Origin of the sequence: Escherichia sp. E2586 (assembly GCF_005781105.1) — a bacterium.
Classification (GTDB): Bacteria; Pseudomonadota; Gammaproteobacteria; order Enterobacterales; family Enterobacteriaceae; genus Escherichia.
Genome location: NZ_VATN01000009.1, coordinates 81,242 through 103,195, shown reverse-complemented (window position 1 = coordinate 103,195; position 21,954 = coordinate 81,242). Strand labels below are relative to the sequence as shown.

Here is a 21,954-nt window from a genome sequence, read left to right as displayed (position 1 = left end):
ATGGCAGAACATGGCGCCCTGGCGACCCTGAAAGATCTGGCAGAAAAAGAGGTGGATAATGCGGCCCGCCTGCTGGGTGAAATGCGTCGCGGATGTCAGCAGGCGGAAGAACAACTCAAAATGCTGATCGATTATCAAAACGAATATCGCAGCAACCTGAACAACGACATGAGTGCAGGAATGACCAGTAATCGCTGGATCAACTACCAGCAGTTCATTCAGACGCTGGAAAAGGCCATTACCCAGCACCGCCAGCAGCTTAATCAGTGGACGCAGAAAGTTGACATTGCTCTGAACAGCTGGCGAGAAAAGAAACAACGTTTGCAGGCCTGGCAGACCCTCCAGGAACGGCAATCCACGGCGGCCCTGTTAGCAGAAAACCGCCTCGATCAGAAAAAGATGGACGAGTTCGCCCAGCGCGCCGCCATGAGGAAAACTGAATGATTCGTTTAGCGCCCTTGATTACCGCTGACGTTGACACATCCACATTGCCCGGTGCTAGCGCCACTGACACGGCACAGGATTTTCTTGCGTTGTTGAGCGGGGCATTAGCAGGAGATGCAGCACCAGGCAAAGCTTCGCCATTGCTTCAGGTTGCAGTGGATACCCCACACGCGCAAGGTAAAGAACGCGCCAGCGAAATTCTGGCCGGGGTATTGCCGTCTGATTTACACATCGCTACTGACGAAACGCTGGCTGAAATAACCGCAGCACGACCCGATACAACGCCGCTGACGACGGCTCTGGTTAATACGCTGGCAGCCATGCCAGAAAAGGAGACGGTCGCCGACGATAAAACGGATGACCTTAATGAAGATGCTGTCGCCAGCCTGAGCGCCCTTTTTGCTATGCTGCCCGGTTTTGACAATACCCCCAAAGTGACTGATGCGCCTGTCACAGCGTTACCGACGCAGAAGCAAGCACTCTCAACAAAACTGACTACCGCGCAACTCGCAACAGCACAACCTGACGACGCCCCTGGTGCGCCAGATCAGCCATTAACACCGCTGGTCGCTGAAGCCCAGAGTAAAGCGGAGATCATCAGCACGCCTTCACCTGTTACTACTGTCACCAGTCCGCTAATTACTCCGCACCAGACGCAGCCACTGCCCACCGTCGCAGCGCCTGTTTTGAGCGCACCGCTGGGTTCCCACGAATGGCAACAATCCTTAAGCCAGCATATTTCGCTGTTTACCCGCCAGGGGCAACAAAGTGCCGAACTGCGTTTGCATCCGCAAGATTTAGGCGAAGTGCAAATCTCCCTTAAGGTGGATGACAACCAGGCGCAAATTCAGATGGTTTCACCGCATCAGCACGTGCGCGCCGCTCTGGAAGCGGCTTTGCCGGTACTGCGCACACAACTGGCAGAAAGCGGAATTCAGTTGGGGCAGAGCAATATCAGCGGTGAGAGTTTTAGCGGTCAGCAGCAGGCAGCTTCCGAGCAACAACAAAGTCCACGCACAGCAGGCCATGAACGCCTGACAACCGAGGATGACGATGCATTGCCAGTTCCAACAACTCTTCAGAGAGTTTCATCGGGCAATGGTGGCGTCGATATTTTCGCCTAACGTCAGAGGTAGCACCTTAATCCGCGTCTTTTCCCCGCTTTGCCACACTTAAGACGCAGGATAATTAGCCGATAAGCAGTAGCGACACAGGAAGACCGCAACACATGACTGATTACGCGATAAGCAAGAAAAGCAGGCGATCGCTTTGGCTCCCGATCCTGGTATTCATCACTCTCGCGGCTTGTGCCAGCGCGGGTTACAGCTACTGGCATTCGCAACAAGTGACCGCTGGCGACAAAGCGCAGCAACACGTCGTGCTCTCACCTGTCTTCTATGCGCTAGACACTTTTACGGTCAATCTTGGCAATGCAGATCGCGTGCTTTATATCGGTATAACGCTGCGACTGAAAGATGAAGCCACCCGTTCGCGGTTGAGCGAGTATTTGCCGGAAGTCCGCAGTCGCTTGCTGTTACTGTTTTCGCGCCAGGATGCCGCCGTGCTGGCAACGGAAGAAGGCAAGCAACAACTGATTGCCGCAATTAAAGCCACACTTTCCCCCCCGCTTGTTGCCGGGCAACCGAAACAGGATGTCACCGACGTGCTGTATACCGCTTTTATTCTGCGATAACGACATGGGCGATAGTATTCTTTCTCAAGCTGAAATTGATGCGCTGTTGAATGGTGACAGCGAGGTCAAAGACGAACCGACGGCTAGTGTTAGCGGCGAAAGTGACATTCGTCCGTACGATCCTAATACCCAACGACGGGTTGTGCGCGAACGGTTACAGGCGCTGGAAATCATCAATGAACGTTTTGCCCGCCATTTTCGTATGGGGCTGTTCAACCTGCTGCGCCGTAGCCCGGACATTACCGTCGGGGCCATTCGCATTCAGCCGTACCATGAATTTGCCCGCAACCTGCCGGTGCCAACCAACCTGAACCTTATCCATCTGAAACCACTGCGCGGCACAGGGCTGGTGGTGTTTTCGCCGAGTCTGGTGTTTATCGCCGTGGATAACCTGTTTGGCGGCGATGGTCGCTTCCCTACCAAAGTAGAAGGTCGTGAGTTTACTCATACCGAACAGCGCGTCATCAACCGCATGTTGAAGCTGGCACTTGAAGGCTATAGCGACGCGTGGAAGGCGATTAATCCGCTGGAAGTCGAGTACGTGCGTTCCGAAATGCAGGTGAAATTTACCAATATCACCACCTCACCGAACGACATTGTGGTTAACACGCCGTTCCATGTGGAGATTGGCAATCTGACCGGCGAATTTAATATCTGCCTGCCATTCAGCATGATCGAGCCGCTGAGGGAATTGTTGGTTAACCCGCCGCTGGAAAACTCGCGTAATGAAGATCAGAACTGGCGCGATAACCTGGTGCGCCAGGTTCAGCATACACAGCTGGAGCTGGTTGCCAACTTTGCCGATATTTCGCTGCGCCTGTCGCAGATTTTAAAGCTGAAGCCCGGCGATGTCCTGCCGATAGAAAAACCCGATCGCATTATCGCCCATGTTGACGGCGTTCCGGTACTGACCAGCCAGTACGGCACCATCAACGGTCAGTATGCGTTACGGATAGAACATTTGATTAACCCGATTTTGAATTCTCTGAACGAGGAACAGCCCAAATGAGTGACTTGAATAATCCGGCCGATGACAACAACGGCGCAATGGACGATCTGTGGGCTGAAGCGTTAGGCGAACAAAAATCAACAAGCGGCAAAAGCGCGGCTGAAGCCGTGTTCCAGCAGCTTGGCGGCGGCGACGTCAGTGGAACATTGCAGGATATCGACCTGATTATGGATATTCCGGTTAAGCTGACCGTCGAACTGGGCCGCACACGAATGACCATCAAAGAGTTGTTGCGTCTGACGCAAGGGTCAGTCGTGGCGTTGGACGGTCTGGCGGGCGAACCACTGGATATTCTGATCAACGGTTATTTAATTGCTCAGGGCGAAGTTGTCGTAGTCGCTGATAAATATGGCGTGCGGATCACCGATATCATTACCCCGTCCGAGCGGATGCGCCGCCTGAGCCGTTAGTGATGAATAACCACGCTACTGTACAACCTTCCGCGCCGGTTTCTGCTGCTCCGCTCCTTCAGGTGAGCGGCGCGCTAATTGCCATTATTGTCCTGATCCTCGCTGCAGCCTGGCTGGTAAAAAGGCTGGGATTTGCTCCCAAACGTAATGGCACGAACGGACTGAAAGTCAGCGCTAGTGCCTCGTTGGGGACACGTGAACGGGTTGTGGTGGTCGATGTGGAAGATGCGCGACTGGTGCTCGGTGTTACTGCCGGGCAAATCAATCTGCTGCATAAACTTCCCCCTTCTGCGCCAACGGAAGCGTTACCTCAAGCCGATTTTCAGTCGGTCATGAAAAATTTTCTTAAGCGTGGCGGGAGAGCCTGATGCGTCGTCTCTTGTCTGTCGCACCGGCCCTTCTCTGGCTGCTTACTCCCCTCGCCTTTGCTCAACTGCCTGGCATCACCAGCCAGCCGCTGCCTGGCGGTGGACAAAGCTGGTCACTCCCAGTGCAGACGCTGGTGTTCATCACCTCGCTGACTTTTATTCCGGCAATTTTACTGATGATGACCAGCTTCACCCGCATCATCATTGTTTTTGGTTTATTGCGTAACGCACTGGGAACGCCCTCCGCGCCGCCCAACCAGGTTTTGCTGGGGCTGGCGCTGTTTTTGACCTTTTTTATTATGTCTCCGGTAATCGACAAAATTTATGTCGATGCGTACCAGCCATTCAGCGAAGAGAAAATTTCAATGCAGGAGGCACTGGAAAAAGGGGCGCAGCCACTGCGTGAGTTTATGCTGCGCCAGACCCGCGAGGCGGATTTAGGGTTGTTTGCCAGGCTGGCGAATACCGGCCCGTTGCAGGGACCTGAAGCAGTACCGATGCGCATTTTGCTCCCGGCCTACGTGACCAGCGAGTTGAAAACCGCCTTCCAGATAGGCTTCACGATTTTCATTCCGTTTTTGATTATCGACCTGGTTATTGCAAGTGTGTTGATGGCATTGGGGATGATGATGGTTCCCCCCGCGACCATTGCCCTGCCGTTTAAACTGATGTTGTTTGTACTGGTGGATGGCTGGCAATTGCTGGTCGGCTCGCTGGCACAAAGCTTTTACAGCTAGAGAGGCCAAATGACACCCGAATCGGTCATGATGATGGGGACAGAAGCGATGAAAGTCGCGCTGGCACTGGCTGCCCCGCTGTTGCTGGTGGCGCTGGTCACCGGTCTTATCATCAGCATTTTGCAGGCCGCCACGCAGATTAACGAAATGACGCTGTCGTTCATTCCGAAAATCATCGCCGTATTTATCGCCATTATTATTGCCGGACCGTGGATGCTCAACCTGTTGCTGGATTACGTTCGTACCTTATTCACTAACCTACCGTATATCATCGGGTAATCGATGTAATGTTGCAGGTAACAAGCGATCAATGGCTTTCCTGGTTAAGCCTGTATTTCTGGCCATTACTGCGCGTGCTGGCGCTGATCTCCACCGCGCCCATTTTGAGCGAACGCAGCGTGCCAAAACGGGTAAAACTGGGCCTCGCAATGATGATCACGTTCGCCATTGCTCCGGCAATACCCGCCAACGATGTGGCTATTTTTTCGTTCTATGCCCTATGGCTGGCGGTGCAGCAAATCCTGATTGGCATTGCTCTCGGCTTTACCATGCAATTTGCCTTCGCCGCTGTGCGCACCGCTGGCGAAATTATCGGTCTGCAAATGGGGCTGTCATTTGCGACGTTTGTCGATCCTGGCAGTCATCTCAATATGCCCGTCTTAGCGCGCATTATGGATATGCTGGCGCTACTGTTGTTCCTGACATTTAACGGTCATTTATGGCTGATTTCGTTGCTGGTCGATACATTTCACACTCTACCCATTGGTAGCGAACCGCTGAACAGCAATGCATTTCTGGCACTCACCAGGGCAGGGAGTTTAATTTTTCTTAACGGGTTGATGCTGGCGTTACCGCTCATTACCCTGTTGCTGACGCTGAATCTCGCATTAGGTTTACTGAATCGTATGGCCCCGCAATTATCAATCTTTGTTATTGGTTTTCCATTAACGTTGACTGTCGGCATCTCATTAATGGCGGCATTAATGCCGTTAATTGCTCCTTTTTGCGAACATTTATTTAGTGAAATTTTTAATTTGCTGGCAGATATTATCAGCGAATTACCTGTAATATGATTCCCTAATGTTTATCTTGTTATCCTAAGGATTATCCGAAAAATAATACCAGCGAACATCTTCCAGGATACTCCTGTGGCGAAATATTTGTTTTAACCTCACTCACATATCGCAACATTTACTTTACTTTAAGACAATTCCAGGCAAATTATACAACGCTTTACGGGATAGTAAGTCCGCCTGAAAAATCGCGAGAGTGGCGCATTAGGTGACCCATGTCGTTCCGTTTAGTCATGATGAAATATTCAGGTAAGGGGAATTATCGTTACGCATTGAGTGAGGGTATGCCATGTCAACGATTATTATGGATTTATGTAGTTACACCCGGCTGGGTTTGACCGGGTATCTGTTGAGTAGAGGGGTGAAAAAAAGAGAAATCAACGACATTGAAACCGTTGATGACCTTGCCATCGCTTGTGATTCACAGCACCCTTCAGTGGTGTTTATTAATGAGGACTGTTTTATCCACGATGCTTCTAACAGTCAACGTATCAAGTACATCATTAATCAACATCCCAATACGTTATTTATCGTTTTTATGGCAATTGCCAATGTTCATTTTGATGAATATCTATTGGTCAGAAAAAACTTATTGATCAGTTCCAAATCGATTAAGCCAGAATCTCTTGATGATATCCTTGGCGATATTCTGAAAAAAGAGACAACGATGGCCAGCATTTTAAATATGCCAACGTTATCATTAAGCCGGACCGAATCAAGTATGTTGCGAATGTGGATGGCTGGCCAGGGAACGATTCAAATATCCGACCAAATGAATATTAAAGCCAAGACCGTTTCATCGCATAAAGGCAATATTAAACGTAAGATCAAAACGCATAATAAACAGGTTATCTACCATGTCGTCCGACTGACGGATAATGTGACAAATGGTATTTTTGTTAACATGCGCTAAGGCATACTGACTGGTGGGATACCACCAGTCAGGCTGGCAGAAATTACTCGGCTTTCTCCACAAAGATACCATCCTGATGCCCTGCTTCATTAAAGAACCAGATGCCGAGCGGGTAGTCTTCCAGCGAAACCAGGTACATTGTGCCTTCACTAAACTCCTCAACTGCCAGTACCACGCCAGGACGACGCGGACCGCCATCCGTTTTGACTGTTACCCGATCATTCACCTTCATCGTTTTCCTCCTGTGGCTTTGTGCCAGTTTAGAACAATTTCGTTTTTCTGACAGCGCTGGGCGCGTGCGAGTGCTGATTTTCTCAACGGTCTATACTTAAGAAATGCCTGGCTGACATGACGTGTCGGCAGCAACATATAAGCAACGGTTGCGAGGAAAGATGATGAAAACCGCAAAAGAGTACAGCGATACCGCAAAACGTGAAGTCAGCGTCGATGTCGATGCCCTGCTGGCGGCGATCAATGAAATTAGCGAAAGCGAAGTTCATCGCAGCCAGAACGATTCGGAACACGTTAGCGTCGATGGCCGTGAATATCATACATGGCGTGAATTAGCCGATGCCTTTGAACTTGATATTCATGACTTTAGCGTCTCTGAAGTGAATCGCTAAATGCGTGATAAAAAAATCCCGACCCTTGTTGGGGTCGGGATCAAACTTGCTTAAGCAAGAAGCACTTAAAAAATTCGTTACACCAGGAAATCTGATGCGTTCATCACCTTATCCGCAATTTTTTAGGCTGACAAGAAAATATTCTTGATATGAATGATTAACGTCACTAATGAATGGAAGTGTGATCCGCGTCACCCCTTGGAGGCTATGGCGTTCACGTGATCGCTCCCAAAAAACGATTTTTTATTATTCGTGCTGTTTTAAGAAATATCCGGCAAAGGGAGTACTGCGCGATCATGCTTTCAATTCATCAACCGCTGCTGATTTTCACCGATCTTGATGGCACCCTGTTGGACAGTCATAGCTATGACTGGCAACCTGCCGCCTCCTGGTTAATCCGCCTGCGGGAAGCGGAGATCCCCGTGATCCTGTGTAGTAGTAAAACCTCGGCTGAAATGCTGTACCTGCAAAAGATGTTAGGTCTGCAAGGGTTGTCACTCATTGCAGAGAACGGCGCGGTGATCCAACTGGATCAACAATGGCAGGATTTGGACGATTTTCCGCGCATCATCTCGGGTATTGCTCATAGTGAGATCAGCCAGGTATTAAATACGCTGCGTGAGAAAGAACACTTCAAATTCACCACCTTTGATGACGTCGATGATACAACCATCGCTGAATGGACTGGCTTAAGCCGCAGCCAGGCCGCACTGACGCAGTTGCATGAGGCTTCGGTCACGCTTATCTGGCGCGACAGTGACGAGCGGATGGCACAATTTACCGCTCGCCTGAATGAACTGGGCTTGCAGTTTGTGCAAGGTGCGCGTTTCTGGCATGTGCTGGATGTCTCAGCCGGGAAAGATCAGGCAGCCAACTGGATCATTGAGGCATATCAGCAATCGCGTGGAAAACGTCCGACCACGCTTGGCTTAGGCGACGGCCCAAATGACGCACCATTACTGGAAGTGATGGATTATGCGGTGATCGTAAAAGGGCTAAACCGGGAAGGCGTGCATTTGCAAAATGAGGATCCGGCCCGTGTCTGGCGGACACAGCGAGAAGGACCGGAAGGCTGGCGCGAAGGGCTGGATCACTTTTTCACGGCCACTTAAGGGCTATCGCTCGCGCAGACCTGATTGCGCCCCGCTTGTTTTGCGAGATACAACCGCCGGTCGGCCAGAGACTGTAATTGCTCAAAATCATAATCGCCGGTTTCCTCGCTGCTACTCACCCCCAGCGAAGCACTGATGCGTAGGGTCGTGCTCTTGGCGATCAACATCTCTTTTTCATTCAGCTTCAGGCGAATACGTTCGGCCACTTCCGTTGCCTGCGCCAGGTTAGCGCCAGGCAGAATCACACAAAACTCCTCGCCGCCCACGCGGCCTGCAACGTCCTGTGAACGCAATGAACGACTGATTAATCCGGCAGCATGCGACAGCACACGATCGCCTGCCTGATGACCAAAGCGGTCATTAATCGCTTTAAAATGGTCAAGGTCGACCTGGATGACAGAAAACGGATGTTTGTGTATCTGACACAATTCGGCAAGCGGACGCGCTTTTTCGAACAATGCGCCACGGTTATACAAGCGCGTTAAGGTGTCATGCCACGCCTGCCACTGCAACGAGCTTTGCAGGACATACATATTGCTGACCATCTGGCGAATCACATACCAGGAGATAAGTAACATCGTCGTAAAGAGCGCCCACAGAAGGGTTAACGCAATGCTGATGCTGCCGAAATCACCACGCACACCTTCACTAAGCGTATGAATGCGCACTAATGCGCCGTCAAAATGGTCCAGTCGCTCCCAGCTAACATAGCGACTGTTCATCCTAATACCACCGCGCGTATCGTGTTCCATAGCCTGCGCCAGAGATGCCAGCTCTCGAGGATCAAAAAGGTCCTCCGCCGAGTGTTCCGGGTTAGATGAAGTCAATAATTTTAGTTTGCTGTCGTAGAGCTGGTATTCGCCATCCAGTTTTTTATCAATAGCGTTTTTTAGAAATTGCTGCATCGAGCGCACAGGGATACTCATTCCCAACACGCCATACCAGTAATTATTACTGTCGACCGGTACGCTTACGGTGACCTGCGGTTCAGTAACATTGTTATGGTCATGCTGAGAGGTAAACCAACGTACGCCACGTTGACGATTTTCTCGTTCTGATTGGCCGATAAACCAGGGTTGTGTGACAAATTCGTAGTAACGTGTAGGGATATTTCGGGTAAACAACGTCGGCTGCGTCGAAACGTAGAATCCGGCGCGTGAGACATACATTGCCTGTTCAACCATCGAAGTAGAGTTGTGCGCCAGTCGTAGTAAGTAGCCGACTTCCAGTGCGGCAGTAATTTCATTGTCGAGTAATTCATTTTCGCGAGAAAGCTGATTTCCCTCGCTCACTAACGCATCCGAGACACCGTTTACTGACAGAGTGCGTCGTCTGTTGAGTTCGATTTGCCAGGCGTGCTCGTCGCGATGTTGTTCAAACTCGACAACAGCGTTACGCATAGAGGTGAAATCCAGCGGCGCAACAAGGGCTTCACGCATTCCATTACGCAAAAAAATCAGTTTATCGACGTTATATTGCAATTGCTTGTCGAGCGCGTTGGCAACGTTTTCCAGATGATTACGCTGACTGGAGATATAGGCGTCTTCCAGCACCACGACTTCACGCCAGGTGAGCAAAGTGGAGAAGATCAACACCACGATAAAACACAGATTAACGACATGACCTGGCCCCAGGCGGCGCGCGAGTTTTTTTAGCCAGCTCTGGTTTTCCATTTTTGTCTCGTGCTGCACCCTGACGACTCCCAACCTGCTTTTTAATGATTCTGGCATAACCTGGCGATAGCGTACCGCCAAACAACGATAATTTTATAATGTTGGCATGATACGAGGCATCAGGCCTTCGATATTGACGCTGGCAGGACTGCCGGATGCGGCGTGAACGCCTTATCCGGCCTACTTTTGATTCTATCGCCAGATATCGATTATTTGTATAACCCAGGCATGATAAGACGCGACAGCGTCGCATCAGGCACTCCATACAGACGCTGGCACAACTGCCGGATGCGGCGTGAACGCCACATCCGGCCTGGTGTTAATTGCACATTTTCAAACTTCTTCCGACGAACAACTCCCCTCCCCCGGAACAAGCTCGGTTTCATGAAAAGCTTCCCGCTTGACCCCATAACCGTCATACCACCGGCACTCAACCATACCGCTGGAATACCCGGTGACAATCATCCGCGGGCCGCCCTCTTTTACCGTGACTTCCTCACTAACCATAAAGCTCATACTCGCCTCCTTTTTTCGAGTGAAACTTGTTCACCTTAGTCGAGGATGGCGAATTTTGCATAACAGCCAATGTGAATTTTAATGTGCCTGGCCGCGCATTTTCGCTACCACTTTCACTCCCAGCACCACGATGCCACCGATGATAAATCCAAGAATCAGATTTAAAACAGTCGGTAATATCATCGCCACCAGCGCGTTCTGCTGTCCGGCAAAATGTTCAATGGCATGATGCAGTGGCGCGATGCCATGCACCACAATGCCGCCACCAACCAGGAACATCGCCAGCGTGCCGACAACCGATAATGCTTTCATCAGCCAGGGCGCGATAATCAACAGCCCCTTACCCAACGCCTGCATCAACGTACTGGACTTTTCTGCCAGCCAGTAGCCCAGGTCATCAATCTTAACGATAATCCCCACCAGGCCATACACGCCAATCGTTACCACCAGAGCAATCCCTGAGAGCACCAGCACCTGATTAATCAGCGGCGCTTCCGCCACAATACCCAGCGTTATGGCGACAATTTCCGCAGACAAAATAAAATCGGTGCGAATGGCCCCTTTTATTTTGTCCTTTTCAAACTTGAGCGGGTCTTGCTCCGCCAGTTTTTCCAGACGCTGCTGACTCTGCGCCGGATCCTCTTTGTGTTTACGCGCCTCCAGCATATGTAGCACTTTCTCTACCCCTTCAAAGCAGAGAAACGCACCACCAATCATCAACAGTGGCGTAATTGCCCACGGGATAAATGCACTGATGATCAGCGCCAGCGGCACCAGAATCACTTTATTGATTAGCGATCCCTTCGCCACGCCCCAGACCACAGGAAGTTCCCGGTTGGCACGCACGCCTGAAACTTGTTGCGCGTTGAGCGACAAGTCATCCCCTAATACGCCGGCGGTTTTCTTCGCCGCCAGCTTGCCCATCACGGAGATATCGTCCAGCAAAGTGGCGATATCATCGAGCAACGTCAATAAACTACTCCCGGCCAAAAGCATTCCCTCTCATTTTTTCGTTGACGCGCTAAGTATGAAGCAAAATCGGCTTGCCTGATACTGTGCTTCACAGGTCAACATTTTTTTAACAATCAAGCACAATTATATCTCTCGCCAGCAGAATGATTTTCACGTTTACTATGAACCACCTTTTTATTTCCACCGTGAGGGATTATGCGTTTCCGCCAGTTGTTACCGCTTTTTGGCGCGCTGTTTGCGTTGTATATCATTTGGGGCTCGACCTATTTTGTCATTCGGATTGGCGTTGAAAGCTGGCCACCGTTAATGATGGCGGGAGTGCGATTTTTGGCAGCAGGTCTTTTATTGATGGCGTTTTTACTGCTGCGTGGGCACAAATTGCCGCCGCTGCGTCCCCTGCTCAACGCCGCGCTTATTGGCCTGTTACTGCTGGCTGTCGGTAACGGTATGGTGACGGTTGCCGAACATCAAAACGTCCCTTCCGGCATTGCCGCCGTGGTGGTGGCAACTGTGCCACTCTTTACTCTTTGCTTCAGCCGCCTGTTTGGCATTAAAACGCGCAAACTGGAATGGGTGGGTATCGCCATTGGGCTTGCCGGGATCATCATGCTCAATAGTGGCGGTAATTTAAGCGGTAACCCGTGGGGGGCAATGCTGATTTTAATCGGCTCAATTAGCTGGGCGTTTGGGTCGGTTTATGGCTCGCGCATTACCTTGCCGGTAGGGATGATGGCAGGCGCCATTGAGATGCTGGCAGCAGGCGTAGTGTTAATGATTGCGTCGATGATTGCGGGTGAAAAACTGACAGCAGTCCCTTCGCTTTCTGGTTTCCTTGCAGTCGGCTATCTGACGCTGTTTGGCTCGATTATCGCCATCAACGCTTATATGTATTTAATCCGCAATGTCAGTCCGGCTCTGGCCACCAGCTACGCCTATGTTAATCCCGTGGTCGCGGTATTGCTGGGTACGGGTCTGGGCGGCGAAACGCTGTCGAAGATTGAATGGCTGGCGCTAGGAGTGATTGTTTTCGCCGTGGTGCTGGTCACGTTGGGGAAATATCTCTTCCCGGCAAAACCCGTTGTCGCTCCCGTCATTCAGGATGCATCAAGCGAGTAAATGAATCCCCAGAGTGTCGATCTGCGCGCTGGCGCCCTCGCCGCAGATCCACTCTTCCAGACGCTCGGTAAGTGCCGCGTCCGTTAATTTCTCCCGCCCGCGTAACGCACATTCCCAGACAATCAACACACGCCAGCCGAGTTCCTGCAAACGACTGATATCGCGCCGATCGCGCTCGACATTTTTACCTATCTTCTCAAGCCAAAAATCTGTTCGCGTGGCGGGGACGTTAAACAGATAGCAATGGTGATGGTGCCAGAAGCAACCGTGGGCAAATATCACACAGCGAAATTCATCAAGGACAAAATCCGGACGTCCGGGAAGACTGGCTTCCTGAACACGAAACGCCAGCCCCTGCTCAGTTAACAGGCTGGCGAGACGTTTCTCGATTGCCGTATCGCGCGTGGCAATCGCGCGCATATTTTTGCTACGCGTGGCCTTATCGTGAACGTCGGCCATGTTGTGTTTCTCGCTGACGCAACGCCACCGCTTGTCTGATTTTTGGCTCGAGCAGTTTTGCCACCGCGGCAAAAACCGGTACTACCACCGAATTACCGAACTGACGATAGGCTTGCGTATCAGAAACCGGTATACGGAATTTTGCTTCTCCCGGCGCTTCAAAACCCATCAGGCGCGCGCATTCGCGAGGCGTTAATCTGCGTGGGCGATGTTGCTGATTCTGCGGATCGTCAAAGTCTTTCTCACCTGTCGCCATATCCCAGCCGCGATCGATTAAGATTTCCGCGCCGTCTTTATAATAACGGGCAGAAAGCGTGCGCGTGACACTTTGCGGATTGTTCGGATAAACCATCCCATAACCGAAGCCGTTACCGCGCGCCTGATGCTTTTTCGCATAGCGATAGAGATACTTCCATAGCACCGGCGTCAGGATATATTTCGCATCGACCATCGGGTCCAGCAACTGCGCCAGCGTCACTCGCTGCACCGGGAAACAATCGCTAATATCACGCAGGGTGAAATCTTCTTTCAGATTAAGATCGCGACGGAAGCCCACCAGCACGATGCGCTCGCGGTGCTGCGGTAGAAAATGTTTGCCATCGATGATTTTCGGATCGTCCGGGCCGTTATCTTCTGCGTCGGCAACGTCATAGCCCAGTTCGTCCAGCGTCTGCATGATGATGCGGAACGTTTTACCCTGGTCGTGGCTTTTCAGGTTCTTAACGTTTTCGAGCACAAAAATCGCCGGACGACGAGCGTCGATGATGCGCACCACATCAAAGAACAACGTCCCCTGGGTATCGCAGGCAAAACCGTGCGCCCGCCCAAGCGAGTTCTTTTTCGATACGCCAGCCAGTGAAAACGGCTGGCAAGGAAAACCGGCCAGTAAAACATCGTGTTCAGGAATGTGCTGACGGATATGTTCCGCCGCCGCGTCATCACTTACGCCCTCTTTATGGCTCAGGGTAATGTCGCGGATATCTTCATTAAAATGATGAGTCGCCGGGTCGCAATAATGGTTGGCTTTATAGGTGCGCACCGCATGTTTATTCCATTCACTGGTAAATACGCACTGACCGCCAATTGACTCAAAACCGCGACGGATACCACCAATCCCGGCAAAGAGATCGATAAAGCGAAACGCATAATGCGGATGATGTGCTGGCGGTTTGGGTAGCAACGTTTGCAGGTGGGCGAACTCATTTTCACTTAAACGGTGCCATACCGAATCATTCGCCAGCGCACGTTTTAAAATCGCCGCACTCCAGTGGTTCTCACCCACACCATTAAGTTGCGCCACCAGCGTTTTAACATCATAAATTTGCAGCAGTTTCTCCAGCATTGCCTGTGCGGCATTCCCGGTGCTGTATGAATCGGTTACTGAAATATTTTCCTGCATAGATTTAACCGGCCATATGAGATGGCCGACAGGTTAACATAATTACATCGGTTTAGGGCCACGCGCGCAGTCAGCTGGCGAAAACGCATCAATCACGTTGTGATCGATACCTTCATTCTCCCCCGCCAGTTCAGCACTAAGTTTGGCCATAAACTCCACCAGAAAACGGGCGTTGTGTTGCGCCAGTTGTTTACCTTTTGTGGTTTGCATCGTTTGGGGTAGTTTTAGCAGCTTGGTCTGGAAGTGGTCCAGCGCGTAACGTTTATCATCGAGCGGGCGATGCTGCGCGAACGGATCTTCGCCATCAAACAGCGCCACACCTAACGCGCCTGAAACCGCAAACACACGCGCCAGGCCAATCGCGCCTAAGGCTTCCAGCCGGTCCGCATCCTGCACGATTTTAGCTTCCGCCGTTAAGGGCGTAATTTGCGCACTGAAACTGTGTGCGGCAATGGCATGACAAACGGGCTCTATTTTCTCCGCTGGAAATTGCGCAAACTCTTCACATAGCAGGCGACGCGTCTCTTCTGCTGCCAGCATTGAAGATTGCTGCCGTTGCGGATGATTTTTCGCCAGACTCACGATATCGTGAAAATAACAGGCGGTTAAAATCACCAGCATGTCCACGTCTTCATCTACCGCCAGTTTTTGTGCCGTCGCCCAGACGCGGCGAAAATGACACAGGTCATGGGCCGCGTCCTGATACTGATGATGGCTCTTCAACCAGTTCTCGAATTGTGCCTGCCAGTGTTGTAAGTCCATATGCGCTCCGCGGCCAAAGAGTCGCAACCTTAGCAGTTTTTACTCATAGCGTCTGCTACGTACGGGGCGAGGTCGCGTGTACCAGGCAATGCCGCCTAACAACGCCCCGACCATGGCCATAAACAAAAACCCCACTAACGCGCCTAACCACTTTCCCGCAGTTGAACCTAAATCACTTTCAAATCCAGACACGGGGGCATCGGGGATGCGGCTCATTACCCAGATGTAACGCGCCATTACCCAGACAAAATAACCACACCAGGTATAGAAAGCCCATAAAGCCAGTTTGCCGCCAGGGCTACGAGAGAGTCTTTCTTCCATTGCTGTCGAACCATACTCCATTTTGAGATAACCCGGAAAATTCAGACTTATACTGTTATGTGATAAAAGTCACATTTTTCCACATCGGTCGAGCCAGTCAAGTCTCACTCATTTTTTGAACAAATATATGAATCTTAACCACTGACATTATGTGCAGAAAAAACAAGTCGGAAGGCATTTGTTTTTTGTTTGGGCATAATTGATTAATTCATATTTTGAATATATTGGCATTGAATACAATTATACCTTTTTTGTTTTCTGTGTCATGATGACTACGTTATTAGCCTTTTATCGTCTTGTTTATATTTTTTGGGCCGGCATGATGCCGGCTTTTTTTATGCGTTCATTAATGTGCAGTAGATCACACTCAGTCTTTAGTTCAACAATCATTGATGTAATCCATCCTTCCAAAAGAACAATAACCAATTGATATACAAATATAAATATGATGAATGCTTATGTCTGAAATTCATAATTATGAATTATATTAAATAGAATAGAAACATTTTGAAATCTTTTAAATACATTTGTTACATGTAATCTTTAAAATAAAATGAACTTCATAGAATAGTATCCAAATGTGCTTTTTTTTGGATAACGGCACTTATTGATATATTCATGAAGATTATAATCACAAGGGAATACATAATGAAAAGAAAAGTTCTGGCAATGCTGGTCCCGGCGTTATTAGTTGCTGGCGCAGCAAATGCGGCTGAAGTCTATAATAAAGATGGTAATAAACTGGATTTATACGGAAAAGTAGCAGGTCTGCACTACTTCTCTGATGACTCAGGCAGTGATGGCGACATGTCATATGCCCGTATCGGTTTCAAAGGTGAAACCCAGATCGTTGACCAGTTCACTGGCTATGGTCAGTGGGAGTTTAACATTGGCGCAAATGGCGCTGAGAGCGACAAGGGCAATACCGCAACTCGTCTGGCATTTGCAGGCTTAGGTTTCGGTCAGAACGGTACTTTCGACTATGGTCGTAACTACGGTGTCGTATATGACGTTGAAGCATGGACCGATATGCTGCCAGAATTTGGTGGCGATACCTACGCTGGTGCCGACAACTTCATGAACGGTCGTGCTAATGGTGTTGCAACCTACCGTAACAATGGTTTCTTTGGTCAGGTTGATGGCCTGAACTTTGCTCTGCAATATCAGAGTAATAATGAAAGCAGTGGACCATTCGGTCAGGAAGGTTCTGGTAAGGGACGTAGCATTACCAAAGAAAATGGTGATGGTTTCGGTATGTCAACTTCCTATGACTTCGACTTCGGTTTAAGTCTGGGTGCTGCATATTCTAACTCTGACCGTACCGATAACCAGGTTCACAAAGGTTTGCATGATACTCGTTACGGGGATCGCTTCGATGCAACTGCTGGCGGTCAAACAGCAGAAGCATGGACCGTTGGTGCAAAATACGACGCTAATAACGTTTACTTAGCAGCCATGTATGCTGAAACCCGTAACATGACTGGTTACGGTGATGCTGATGCTATCGCTAACAAAACCCAAAACTTCGAAGTTGTTGCTCAGTATCAGTTCGACTTCGGTCTGCGTCCGTCCATCGCTTACCTGCAATCAAAAGGTAAGGATTTAGGCGGTGTAAATAGTGATAACTTTGACAGCCAAGGTAATCATCATTACACCAACAAAGACCTGGTTAAATATGTTGATATCGGTATGACCTACTATTTCAACAAAAACATGTCCACCTATGTTGATTATAAAATCAACCTGCTGGACAACGGCGACGACTTCTACAAAGAAAACGGCATCGCGACCGACGATATCGTTGCTGTGGGCTTAGTCTACCAGTTCTAATCAGCCAACGCGCCGCGGCACGTAACTGTAAAACATAATATCGGCCTGAGTTCGTCCCTCATCGAACTCAGGCTTTTTTATATCCCACATCAAATCACCAACAGCGGCACGCTAAACTGCCGTAGCATGTCGATAAACCCTAATTCCTGCGTAGCTCCCAGCACAATAACATCAGCCAGTTGTTGTTCAGCAAGTTCCTTTATCCCTTCCGGAAGAGTGCCGAAATGAACATATGTATGAATAAATCCTTCAGGCAAAACCAGTTGTTCTGCTATATGAGCTAAACGGCACACAGCCTGCCCACGTAGACCTTCTTTAAAACGATGCATATCAGAAATATACCCACGCTCGAGAACTCTTAAATATTCCGGTATAAAGCCAAGTAAGTGAACATGTCCAGAAGAAACATTGGCGAAAAATTGCGCGTGCAAAAACGCTTGCTCTCTATCATCCCGAGAAAAAACATTCACCGGAATAACAATATTTCGGTACATAGGTATTCCCTGAAAAAATTCAATATAATCAACTGCACTTGAATTATTAGTGCATATTTCTAATACTATATTTAAGTCGTTTTTTTGGAAAAGTTATCGTTGCTGCCCCACTTTAGTCTCCAGGCCATTCCCTCTGACAAATTGTGCAAAGAGTACATCTGATGACAAGTAATTAATCATATCTGTCATCAGTTAAACCTTAATCTGGATCATCATTCTTTCGCGATAATCTCTCGTGCCAGACAGTTTTACGATTATTTTTTTGCTAATAATCTCATTTTCTTAACTTACACTCTCATAGCATGGCCCGGCGAGATTCTTCGCTTCAGCATTTACCTGTTTTAAGCAGGCCTCAGGCGAATCCTCCTATTGTAGGCACATCTGGCGCCGCTCTAAACTTCACGTGAGCACAAAAAATCACCACAATTAAAAATTGTGCTACCGTGAATCAATATCCTGATTTCTGAAAAATAGACTAAAATAAATTAACACCAATTACGACCACTTTACGCAATAAGGAGAAATCGGCATGATTAATATTCGACACAAGTGCAGCATAATCATCGCACATTCCCCCCTTGCATACCGCTTTCGATATATTGACTCCAATTTACCACCTGGTTAAAAATAGCAACCAGCTCAGTCGCGAATATAGTGACTAACCTACATAAGTAACAACAAGGAATACACTATGACTGTTCAACAAAGTAAGAATCCGCAAATCGATATGGCTGAAGATAATGCTTTCTTCCCGTCAGAATATTCGTTAGGCCAATATACCAGCCCGATTTCTGATCTTGATGGGGTAGACTATCCAAAATCGTATAGCGGAAAGCAAAAAATTCTGGTAATCGCCGCCGATGAACGCTATTTGCCAACTGATAATGGTAAGCTCTTCTCAACAGGAAACCATCCGATTGAAACGTTGCTGCCGTTATATCATCTGCATGCTGCTGGTTTCGAGTTCGAGGTTGCGACGCTTTCTGGCCTGATGACAAAATTTGAATATTGGGCTATGCCGCGTAAAGATGAAAAAGTGATGCCATTCTTTGAGCAGCACAAATCTCTGTTCCGCAATCCGAAAAAATTGGCAGATGTTGTTGCCAGCCTCAACGCAGACAGCGAGTACGCAGCAATCTTTGTTCCTGGCGGTCACGGTGCACTCATTGGTTTACCAGAAAGCAAAGACGTGGCTGCCGCTCTGCGGTGGGCAATCGAAAATGACCGTTTTGTTATCTCCCTTTGCCACGGTCCGGCAGCCTTTCTGGCGCTTCGCCACGGCGATAACCCATTAAATGGTTATTCAATTTGCGCATTCCCTGACGCTGCAGACAAACAAACACCAGAGATTGGCTACATGCCGGGTCATCTGACCTGGTACTTTGGTGAAGAACTGAAGAAAATGGGCATGAACATCGTCAATGATGATATTACCGGCCGGGTACACAAAGATCGTAAACTTTTAACCGGTGACAGTCCTTTCGCAGCAAATGCGTTAGGCAAACTGGCAGCACAGGAGATGCTGGCCGCATACGTAGGTTAATCGGCTGACACTTACTGTGGAATAAAAGTGGGGGTAACTCTCCCCCACTTAACAAACATGAAAACGACCACCTCCAATTACTGACGTTTTAACGCTTCCCTTCACTTTATGCACCCCAGACTGAAGAATGCGACACAAGCTGTTTTTAAACAAAATGATAATTCTCGAAAATGATTAACACATAAACAATAAATATATAGTATATTCCACGTTATTATTTATCGATTTTAGAAATCAATCATTTCTGTTAAACTTCACCACGTTTTAACCAGAATGGAAGCGAGGTTGGAAATGTCATTTGTATCATTTTTCAGACGTATTGCATTTGCGTATTATGATTATCGCTGCAAAAATACTGATATTGCAAAAAGTGAATTCGTAGTTATTCACATTCCCGATCAAATTGGGGATGCAATGGCTATTTACCCAATAATCCGATCGCTTGAAATGCATAAAATAAAACACTTATTAATTGTCACATCAACAATTAATAAATCTGTTTTTGATGCACTTCATCTGGAACAAACAAAATTAACATTGATCAGTATGACAATGCAGGATCATGCCAGTATTAAAGAAATAAAAAAATTAGCAAAAAACATCAATGAACAATATGGAACTCCTGATCTTTGTATTGAAGCAATGCGCAAGAAAAACCTGAAGACGATGCTATTTATTAGCCATTTACGAGCCAATACAAATTTACAGGTTGTGGGTTTAACAATGAAATGTTATTCACCGATATGTAAGTCAGCGTCGAAAATGGATCAGTCACTACGCGCCCCAGTACCGCTGACATGGGCCTTCATGATGCGAGAAGTAGGATTTCCGGCGCCCCCGCCCATATTTGAATTGCCCCTCAGCGAAATAGTGCTAAAAGAAGTACGTTGTGAGATGCATTCATTAGGTTCATATATTGCTCTTAATTTAGAAGGTAGCGTGCAAGAGAGAACATTTTCATTAACAATGGCACAAAAAATCATTGAGATGATTAAAATGCAATCAGATATGCCAATTGTCATTGTTCATGGTCCGAAAGGTTCGGAAACAGCCCTGGAACTAACCCGGCATTTTGATAACGTTTATCATTTGTCGTTATCACCTTCAATAATGCGGTCTGCAGCAATCATAAGAGATACCTTCCTTGCAATAACGCCAGACACATCTATTTTACACATGGCAAGTGCTTATAATGTTCCTGTCATCGCCGTGTATGCTGATTATAAGACTCGCTGGCCTGCCATGGCCGGCATTTCAGAGACGATTGTGGTAGGAAAGGCTATTGATCATCTAAATTTGGATGAATTCAGCAATACGCTGAAAAGGATTATCGCGAAAATTTCAGTCACAGCGTAATGAAAGCTCTAACAAAAATTCAAACACTAAAGCACGTTTGCAGAAAAGCAAAAAGCCCGCTCGAAAGCAGGCTTTTTTGAATTTGGCTCCTCTGACTGGACTCGAACCAGTGACATACGGATTAACAGTCCGCCGTTCTACCGACTGAACTACAGAGGAATCGTGAGAACGAGGCGAATATTACTTAGCAGCGCAGCGAGTGTCAACACTAAAATTCGTAAGTCATTTCAATCGGTTAATTAAGCAACAAAATTTATATTTAATGAACATTTGGTACTGAATTGGTGTCTCGCCCATTGGCATTTCGTAGCCGTTGTAATGGATCCTGCTTATAAAATTGGCAGAAACGTTGCCACAGCGAGGGGAAGCGTGGCGCAAAAAGTTCCGGTGCACTAAAAAAGTATTCGGAAAGTACGGCAAAACATTCTGCAGGGTCACTAGCAGCATAAGCATCGATGCTGGAGGCATTTTCGCCCACTAACTCAATTTCTTCCTGAATGTTATCCATCGCCGCATGAAGATCGTGTTCCCATCCAGCGACTTCACGCAAAGAAATGAAGGGAACCCCACTGGCGCGATCGCCATTTCGTGTATCCAGCTTATGTGCAACTTCGTGGATAATCAGATTAAAGCCCGAGGCATCGAAAGAATCTTGTATATCGAGCCAGTTCAGCACGATTGGGCCTTGCTGCCAGCTTTGTCCTGATTGAACGATACGTTGATTATGCACCAGCCCTATATCGTCTTCCCATTCATCGTCTACCACAAATGGCGCAGGGTAAATTAGCACTTCATGAAAACCATCCAACCATTCCAGTCCAAGCTCCAGAACAGGCAAGCAGAAAAGTAAGGCGATGCGACTACTTTTCAATGCATCAAGTTCAAATCCTTGCAGCGGGACCAGTCTTTTTTGCTGCAAAAAACGTTCGGCAAGAGTGACCAGTTTGCTTTGCTCCTGCTCTGTCAGACATGTCAAAAGAGGTATCGCCAGAGCTTCCTTCCATGGCAGCGTATCTTCATGATCTGTTTCTTGTACTTTCCAGGGCCACTTAATCATCGTTTTGCTCGCAAACTCGTCACTTGAACAAAATTGCACGGACAGGGACTGTTAAAATGCCAAATTTCCTGGCA

Annotated in this window: 26 protein-coding genes and 1 tRNA gene; 16 read left to right on the top strand and 11 right to left on the bottom strand. The window is 48.4% G+C overall.

All coding sequences use genetic code 11. The features are described 5' to 3' along the window. The 10 genes from fliJ (at position 1) to rcsA (ending at position 6,647) form a co-directional block, all read left to right on the top strand. Positions 1-444, top strand: coding sequence for a flagellar export protein FliJ (fliJ, locus tag FEK50_RS10350; RefSeq protein ID WP_130208591.1), 444 nt, complete (start codon positions 1-3; stop codon positions 442-444). Beyond that, positions 441-1,568, top strand: coding sequence for a flagellar hook-length control protein FliK (locus tag FEK50_RS10345; RefSeq protein ID WP_130208593.1), 1,128 nt, complete (start codon positions 441-443; stop codon positions 1,566-1,568). Before fliJ ends, FEK50_RS10345 begins: the two co-directional genes overlap by 4 nt. 104 nt (positions 1,569-1,672) lie before the next feature. Next, positions 1,673-2,137, top strand: a complete 465-nt coding sequence (fliL, locus tag FEK50_RS10340) for a flagellar basal body-associated protein FliL (RefSeq protein WP_130208595.1) — start codon at positions 1,673-1,675, stop codon at positions 2,135-2,137. Between the two features lie 4 nt (positions 2,138-2,141). Beyond that, positions 2,142-3,146: a flagellar motor switch protein FliM gene (gene fliM, locus FEK50_RS10335; RefSeq protein WP_131161102.1), complete on the top strand. Its 1,005-nt coding sequence runs from the start codon at positions 2,142-2,144 to the stop codon at positions 3,144-3,146. Beyond that, positions 3,143-3,556 carry a flagellar motor switch protein FliN gene (gene fliN / locus FEK50_RS10330; RefSeq protein ID WP_130208597.1) on the top strand — a complete coding sequence of 138 codons (414 nt, stop codon included), beginning with the start codon at positions 3,143-3,145 and terminating at the stop codon, positions 3,554-3,556. The genes fliM and fliN overlap by 4 nt, the downstream gene beginning before the upstream one ends. A 2-nt stretch (positions 3,557-3,558) precedes the next feature. Continuing rightward, positions 3,559-3,924, top strand: coding sequence for a flagellar biosynthetic protein FliO (gene fliO, locus FEK50_RS10325; RefSeq protein WP_131161207.1), 366 nt, complete (start codon positions 3,559-3,561; stop codon positions 3,922-3,924). Beyond that, positions 3,924-4,661: a flagellar type III secretion system pore protein FliP gene (gene fliP, locus FEK50_RS10320; protein ID WP_130208599.1), complete on the top strand. Its 738-nt coding sequence runs from the start codon at positions 3,924-3,926 to the stop codon at positions 4,659-4,661. The genes fliO and fliP overlap by 1 nt, the downstream gene beginning before the upstream one ends. A gap of 9 nt (positions 4,662-4,670) precedes the next feature. After that, the gene (fliQ, locus tag FEK50_RS10315; protein ID WP_000187358.1) at positions 4,671-4,940 is read left to right on the top strand and encodes a flagellar biosynthesis protein FliQ; all 270 of its coding nucleotides are present in this window, start codon (positions 4,671-4,673) and stop codon (positions 4,938-4,940) included. Positions 4,941-4,948: 8 nt separating this feature from the next. Then, the gene (gene fliR, locus FEK50_RS10310; RefSeq protein WP_130208601.1) at positions 4,949-5,734 is read left to right on the top strand and encodes a flagellar biosynthetic protein FliR; all 786 of its coding nucleotides are present in this window, start codon (positions 4,949-4,951) and stop codon (positions 5,732-5,734) included. Between the two features lie 289 nt (positions 5,735-6,023). Next, positions 6,024-6,647 (top strand): transcriptional regulator RcsA, encoded by a 624-nt coding sequence (gene rcsA / locus FEK50_RS10305; protein WP_130216461.1) that lies wholly within the window; start codon positions 6,024-6,026, stop codon positions 6,645-6,647. A gap of 43 nt (positions 6,648-6,690) precedes the next feature. On the opposite strand, the gene dsrB is transcribed toward rcsA, so the two are convergent. Continuing rightward, complete coding sequence (gene dsrB / locus FEK50_RS10300; RefSeq protein ID WP_000867217.1) at positions 6,691-6,879, bottom strand: protein DsrB; 189 nt, start codon at positions 6,877-6,879, stop codon at positions 6,691-6,693. Positions 6,880-7,042: 163 nt separating this feature from the next. Between dsrB and yodD the strand changes: the two genes are divergently transcribed. Next, positions 7,043-7,270: a peroxide/acid resistance protein YodD gene (yodD, locus tag FEK50_RS10295; RefSeq protein WP_000844800.1), complete on the top strand. Its 228-nt coding sequence runs from the start codon at positions 7,043-7,045 to the stop codon at positions 7,268-7,270. A 296-nt stretch (positions 7,271-7,566) separates the two neighbouring features. Continuing rightward, positions 7,567-8,382 carry a mannosyl-3-phosphoglycerate phosphatase-related protein gene (locus FEK50_RS10290; protein WP_131161101.1) on the top strand — a complete coding sequence of 272 codons (816 nt, stop codon included), beginning with the start codon at positions 7,567-7,569 and terminating at the stop codon, positions 8,380-8,382. Here the strand turns inward: FEK50_RS10290 and dgcQ are convergent. The 3 genes from dgcQ to FEK50_RS10275 form a co-directional block, all read right to left on the bottom strand. Further along, positions 8,379-10,073: a cellulose biosynthesis regulator diguanylate cyclase DgcQ gene (gene dgcQ / locus FEK50_RS10285; RefSeq protein ID WP_130259945.1), complete on the bottom strand. Its 1,695-nt coding sequence runs from the start codon at positions 10,071-10,073 to the stop codon at positions 8,379-8,381. The two genes, FEK50_RS10290 and dgcQ, sit on opposite strands and share 4 nt — an antisense overlap. Before the next feature lie 315 nt (positions 10,074-10,388). Continuing rightward, the gene (locus FEK50_RS10280; protein ID WP_130208609.1) at positions 10,389-10,571 is read right to left on the bottom strand and encodes a DUF2158 domain-containing protein; all 183 of its coding nucleotides are present in this window, start codon (positions 10,569-10,571) and stop codon (positions 10,389-10,391) included. Between the two features lie 78 nt (positions 10,572-10,649). Continuing rightward, the gene (locus FEK50_RS10275; RefSeq protein ID WP_130216453.1) at positions 10,650-11,567 is read right to left on the bottom strand and encodes a DUF808 domain-containing protein; all 918 of its coding nucleotides are present in this window, start codon (positions 11,565-11,567) and stop codon (positions 10,650-10,652) included. 171 nt (positions 11,568-11,738) lie between these two features. Here FEK50_RS10275 and yedA point away from each other — a divergent pair, with 171 nt between their 5' ends. After that, positions 11,739-12,659, top strand: a complete 921-nt coding sequence (yedA, locus tag FEK50_RS10270; RefSeq protein WP_130259947.1) for a drug/metabolite exporter YedA — start codon at positions 11,739-11,741, stop codon at positions 12,657-12,659. On the opposite strand, the gene vsr is transcribed toward yedA, so the two are convergent. From vsr to drpB, 4 genes are read right to left on the bottom strand one after another with little or no spacing between them, the layout of a single operon-like run. Further along, positions 12,648-13,118 (bottom strand): VSPR family DNA mismatch endonuclease, encoded by a 471-nt coding sequence (vsr, locus tag FEK50_RS10265; RefSeq protein ID WP_130259948.1) that lies wholly within the window; start codon positions 13,116-13,118, stop codon positions 12,648-12,650. The two genes, yedA and vsr, sit on opposite strands and share 12 nt — an antisense overlap. After that, positions 13,099-14,517 carry a DNA-cytosine methyltransferase gene (dcm, locus tag FEK50_RS10260; RefSeq protein WP_131161100.1) on the bottom strand — a complete coding sequence of 473 codons (1,419 nt, stop codon included), beginning with the start codon at positions 14,515-14,517 and terminating at the stop codon, positions 13,099-13,101. The genes vsr and dcm overlap by 20 nt, the downstream gene beginning before the upstream one ends. A 42-nt stretch (positions 14,518-14,559) precedes the next feature. After that, complete coding sequence (locus tag FEK50_RS10255) at positions 14,560-15,279, bottom strand: phosphohydrolase (RefSeq protein WP_130259950.1); 720 nt, start codon at positions 15,277-15,279, stop codon at positions 14,560-14,562. 39 nt (positions 15,280-15,318) lie between these two features. Continuing rightward, positions 15,319-15,600 (bottom strand): cell division protein DrpB, encoded by a 282-nt coding sequence (drpB, locus tag FEK50_RS10250; protein WP_246769576.1) that lies wholly within the window; start codon positions 15,598-15,600, stop codon positions 15,319-15,321. Positions 15,601-16,248: 648 nt separating this feature from the next. Here drpB and ompC point away from each other — a divergent pair. Further along, positions 16,249-17,430 carry a porin OmpC gene (gene ompC, locus FEK50_RS10245; protein WP_130208623.1) on the top strand — a complete coding sequence of 394 codons (1,182 nt, stop codon included), beginning with the start codon at positions 16,249-16,251 and terminating at the stop codon, positions 17,428-17,430. An 89-nt stretch (positions 17,431-17,519) separates the two neighbouring features. Here ompC and FEK50_RS10240 read toward each other — a convergent pair whose 3' ends face one another. Then, positions 17,520-17,924, bottom strand: coding sequence for a universal stress protein (locus FEK50_RS10240; RefSeq protein ID WP_130208625.1), 405 nt, complete (start codon positions 17,922-17,924; stop codon positions 17,520-17,522). Positions 17,925-18,615: 691 nt separating this feature from the next. Between FEK50_RS10240 and hchA the strand changes: the two genes are divergently transcribed. Then, positions 18,616-19,467 carry a glyoxalase III HchA gene (gene hchA / locus FEK50_RS10235; RefSeq protein WP_131161099.1) on the top strand — a complete coding sequence of 284 codons (852 nt, stop codon included), beginning with the start codon at positions 18,616-18,618 and terminating at the stop codon, positions 19,465-19,467. Between the two features lie 291 nt (positions 19,468-19,758). Next, on the top strand, positions 19,759-20,823 hold the full coding sequence (locus tag FEK50_RS10230; RefSeq protein WP_131161206.1) for a glycosyltransferase family 9 protein: 1,065 nt from the start codon (positions 19,759-19,761) through the stop codon (positions 20,821-20,823). Between the two features lie 83 nt (positions 20,824-20,906). Here the strand turns inward: FEK50_RS10230 and FEK50_RS10225 are convergent. After that, positions 20,907-20,982 (bottom strand) — tRNA-Asn (locus FEK50_RS10225). 100 nt (positions 20,983-21,082) lie between these two features. Next, positions 21,083-21,880 carry a DgsA anti-repressor MtfA gene (gene mtfA, locus FEK50_RS10220; RefSeq protein WP_130259958.1) on the bottom strand — a complete coding sequence of 266 codons (798 nt, stop codon included), beginning with the start codon at positions 21,878-21,880 and terminating at the stop codon, positions 21,083-21,085. Positions 21,881-21,954: the final 74 nt, after the last annotated feature.

Coding starts and splice junctions, on each gene's coding strand:
- fliQ (WP_000187358.1), top strand. CDS start 4,671: ATGACACCCGAATCGGTCATGATGATGGGGACAGAAGCGATGAAAGTC.
- dsrB (WP_000867217.1), bottom strand. CDS start 6,879: ATGAAGGTGAATGATCGGGTAACAGTCAAAACGGATGGCGGTCCGCGT.
- fliR (WP_130208601.1), top strand. CDS start 4,949: ATGTTGCAGGTAACAAGCGATCAATGGCTTTCCTGGTTAAGCCTGTAT.
- fliL (WP_130208595.1), top strand. CDS start 1,673: ATGACTGATTACGCGATAAGCAAGAAAAGCAGGCGATCGCTTTGGCTC.
- FEK50_RS10230 (WP_131161206.1), top strand. CDS start 19,759: ATGTCATTTGTATCATTTTTCAGACGTATTGCATTTGCGTATTATGAT.
- yodD (WP_000844800.1), top strand. CDS start 7,043: ATGAAAACCGCAAAAGAGTACAGCGATACCGCAAAACGTGAAGTCAGC.
- drpB (WP_246769576.1), bottom strand. CDS start 15,600: ATGGAAGAAAGACTCTCTCGTAGCCCTGGCGGCAAACTGGCTTTATGG.
- mtfA (WP_130259958.1), bottom strand. CDS start 21,880: ATGATTAAGTGGCCCTGGAAAGTACAAGAAACAGATCATGAAGATACG.
- fliJ (WP_130208591.1), top strand. CDS start 1: ATGGCAGAACATGGCGCCCTGGCGACCCTGAAAGATCTGGCAGAAAAA.
- yedA (WP_130259947.1), top strand. CDS start 11,739: ATGCGTTTCCGCCAGTTGTTACCGCTTTTTGGCGCGCTGTTTGCGTTG.
- FEK50_RS10345 (WP_130208593.1), top strand. CDS start 441: ATGATTCGTTTAGCGCCCTTGATTACCGCTGACGTTGACACATCCACA.
- fliO (WP_131161207.1), top strand. CDS start 3,559: ATGAATAACCACGCTACTGTACAACCTTCCGCGCCGGTTTCTGCTGCT.
- dcm (WP_131161100.1), bottom strand. CDS start 14,517: ATGCAGGAAAATATTTCAGTAACCGATTCATACAGCACCGGGAATGCC.
- hchA (WP_131161099.1), top strand. CDS start 18,616: ATGACTGTTCAACAAAGTAAGAATCCGCAAATCGATATGGCTGAAGAT.
- FEK50_RS10280 (WP_130208609.1), bottom strand. CDS start 10,571: ATGAGCTTTATGGTTAGTGAGGAAGTCACGGTAAAAGAGGGCGGCCCG.
- FEK50_RS10240 (WP_130208625.1), bottom strand. CDS start 17,924: ATGTACCGAAATATTGTTATTCCGGTGAATGTTTTTTCTCGGGATGAT.
- vsr (WP_130259948.1), bottom strand. CDS start 13,118: ATGGCCGACGTTCACGATAAGGCCACGCGTAGCAAAAATATGCGCGCG.
- fliP (WP_130208599.1), top strand. CDS start 3,924: ATGCGTCGTCTCTTGTCTGTCGCACCGGCCCTTCTCTGGCTGCTTACT.
- FEK50_RS10275 (WP_130216453.1), bottom strand. CDS start 11,567: ATGCTTTTGGCCGGGAGTAGTTTATTGACGTTGCTCGATGATATCGCC.
- FEK50_RS10255 (WP_130259950.1), bottom strand. CDS start 15,279: ATGGACTTACAACACTGGCAGGCACAATTCGAGAACTGGTTGAAGAGC.
- rcsA (WP_130216461.1), top strand. CDS start 6,024: ATGTCAACGATTATTATGGATTTATGTAGTTACACCCGGCTGGGTTTG.
- ompC (WP_130208623.1), top strand. CDS start 16,249: ATGAAAAGAAAAGTTCTGGCAATGCTGGTCCCGGCGTTATTAGTTGCT.
- fliN (WP_130208597.1), top strand. CDS start 3,143: ATGAGTGACTTGAATAATCCGGCCGATGACAACAACGGCGCAATGGAC.
- FEK50_RS10290 (WP_131161101.1), top strand. CDS start 7,567: ATGCTTTCAATTCATCAACCGCTGCTGATTTTCACCGATCTTGATGGC.
- fliM (WP_131161102.1), top strand. CDS start 2,142: ATGGGCGATAGTATTCTTTCTCAAGCTGAAATTGATGCGCTGTTGAAT.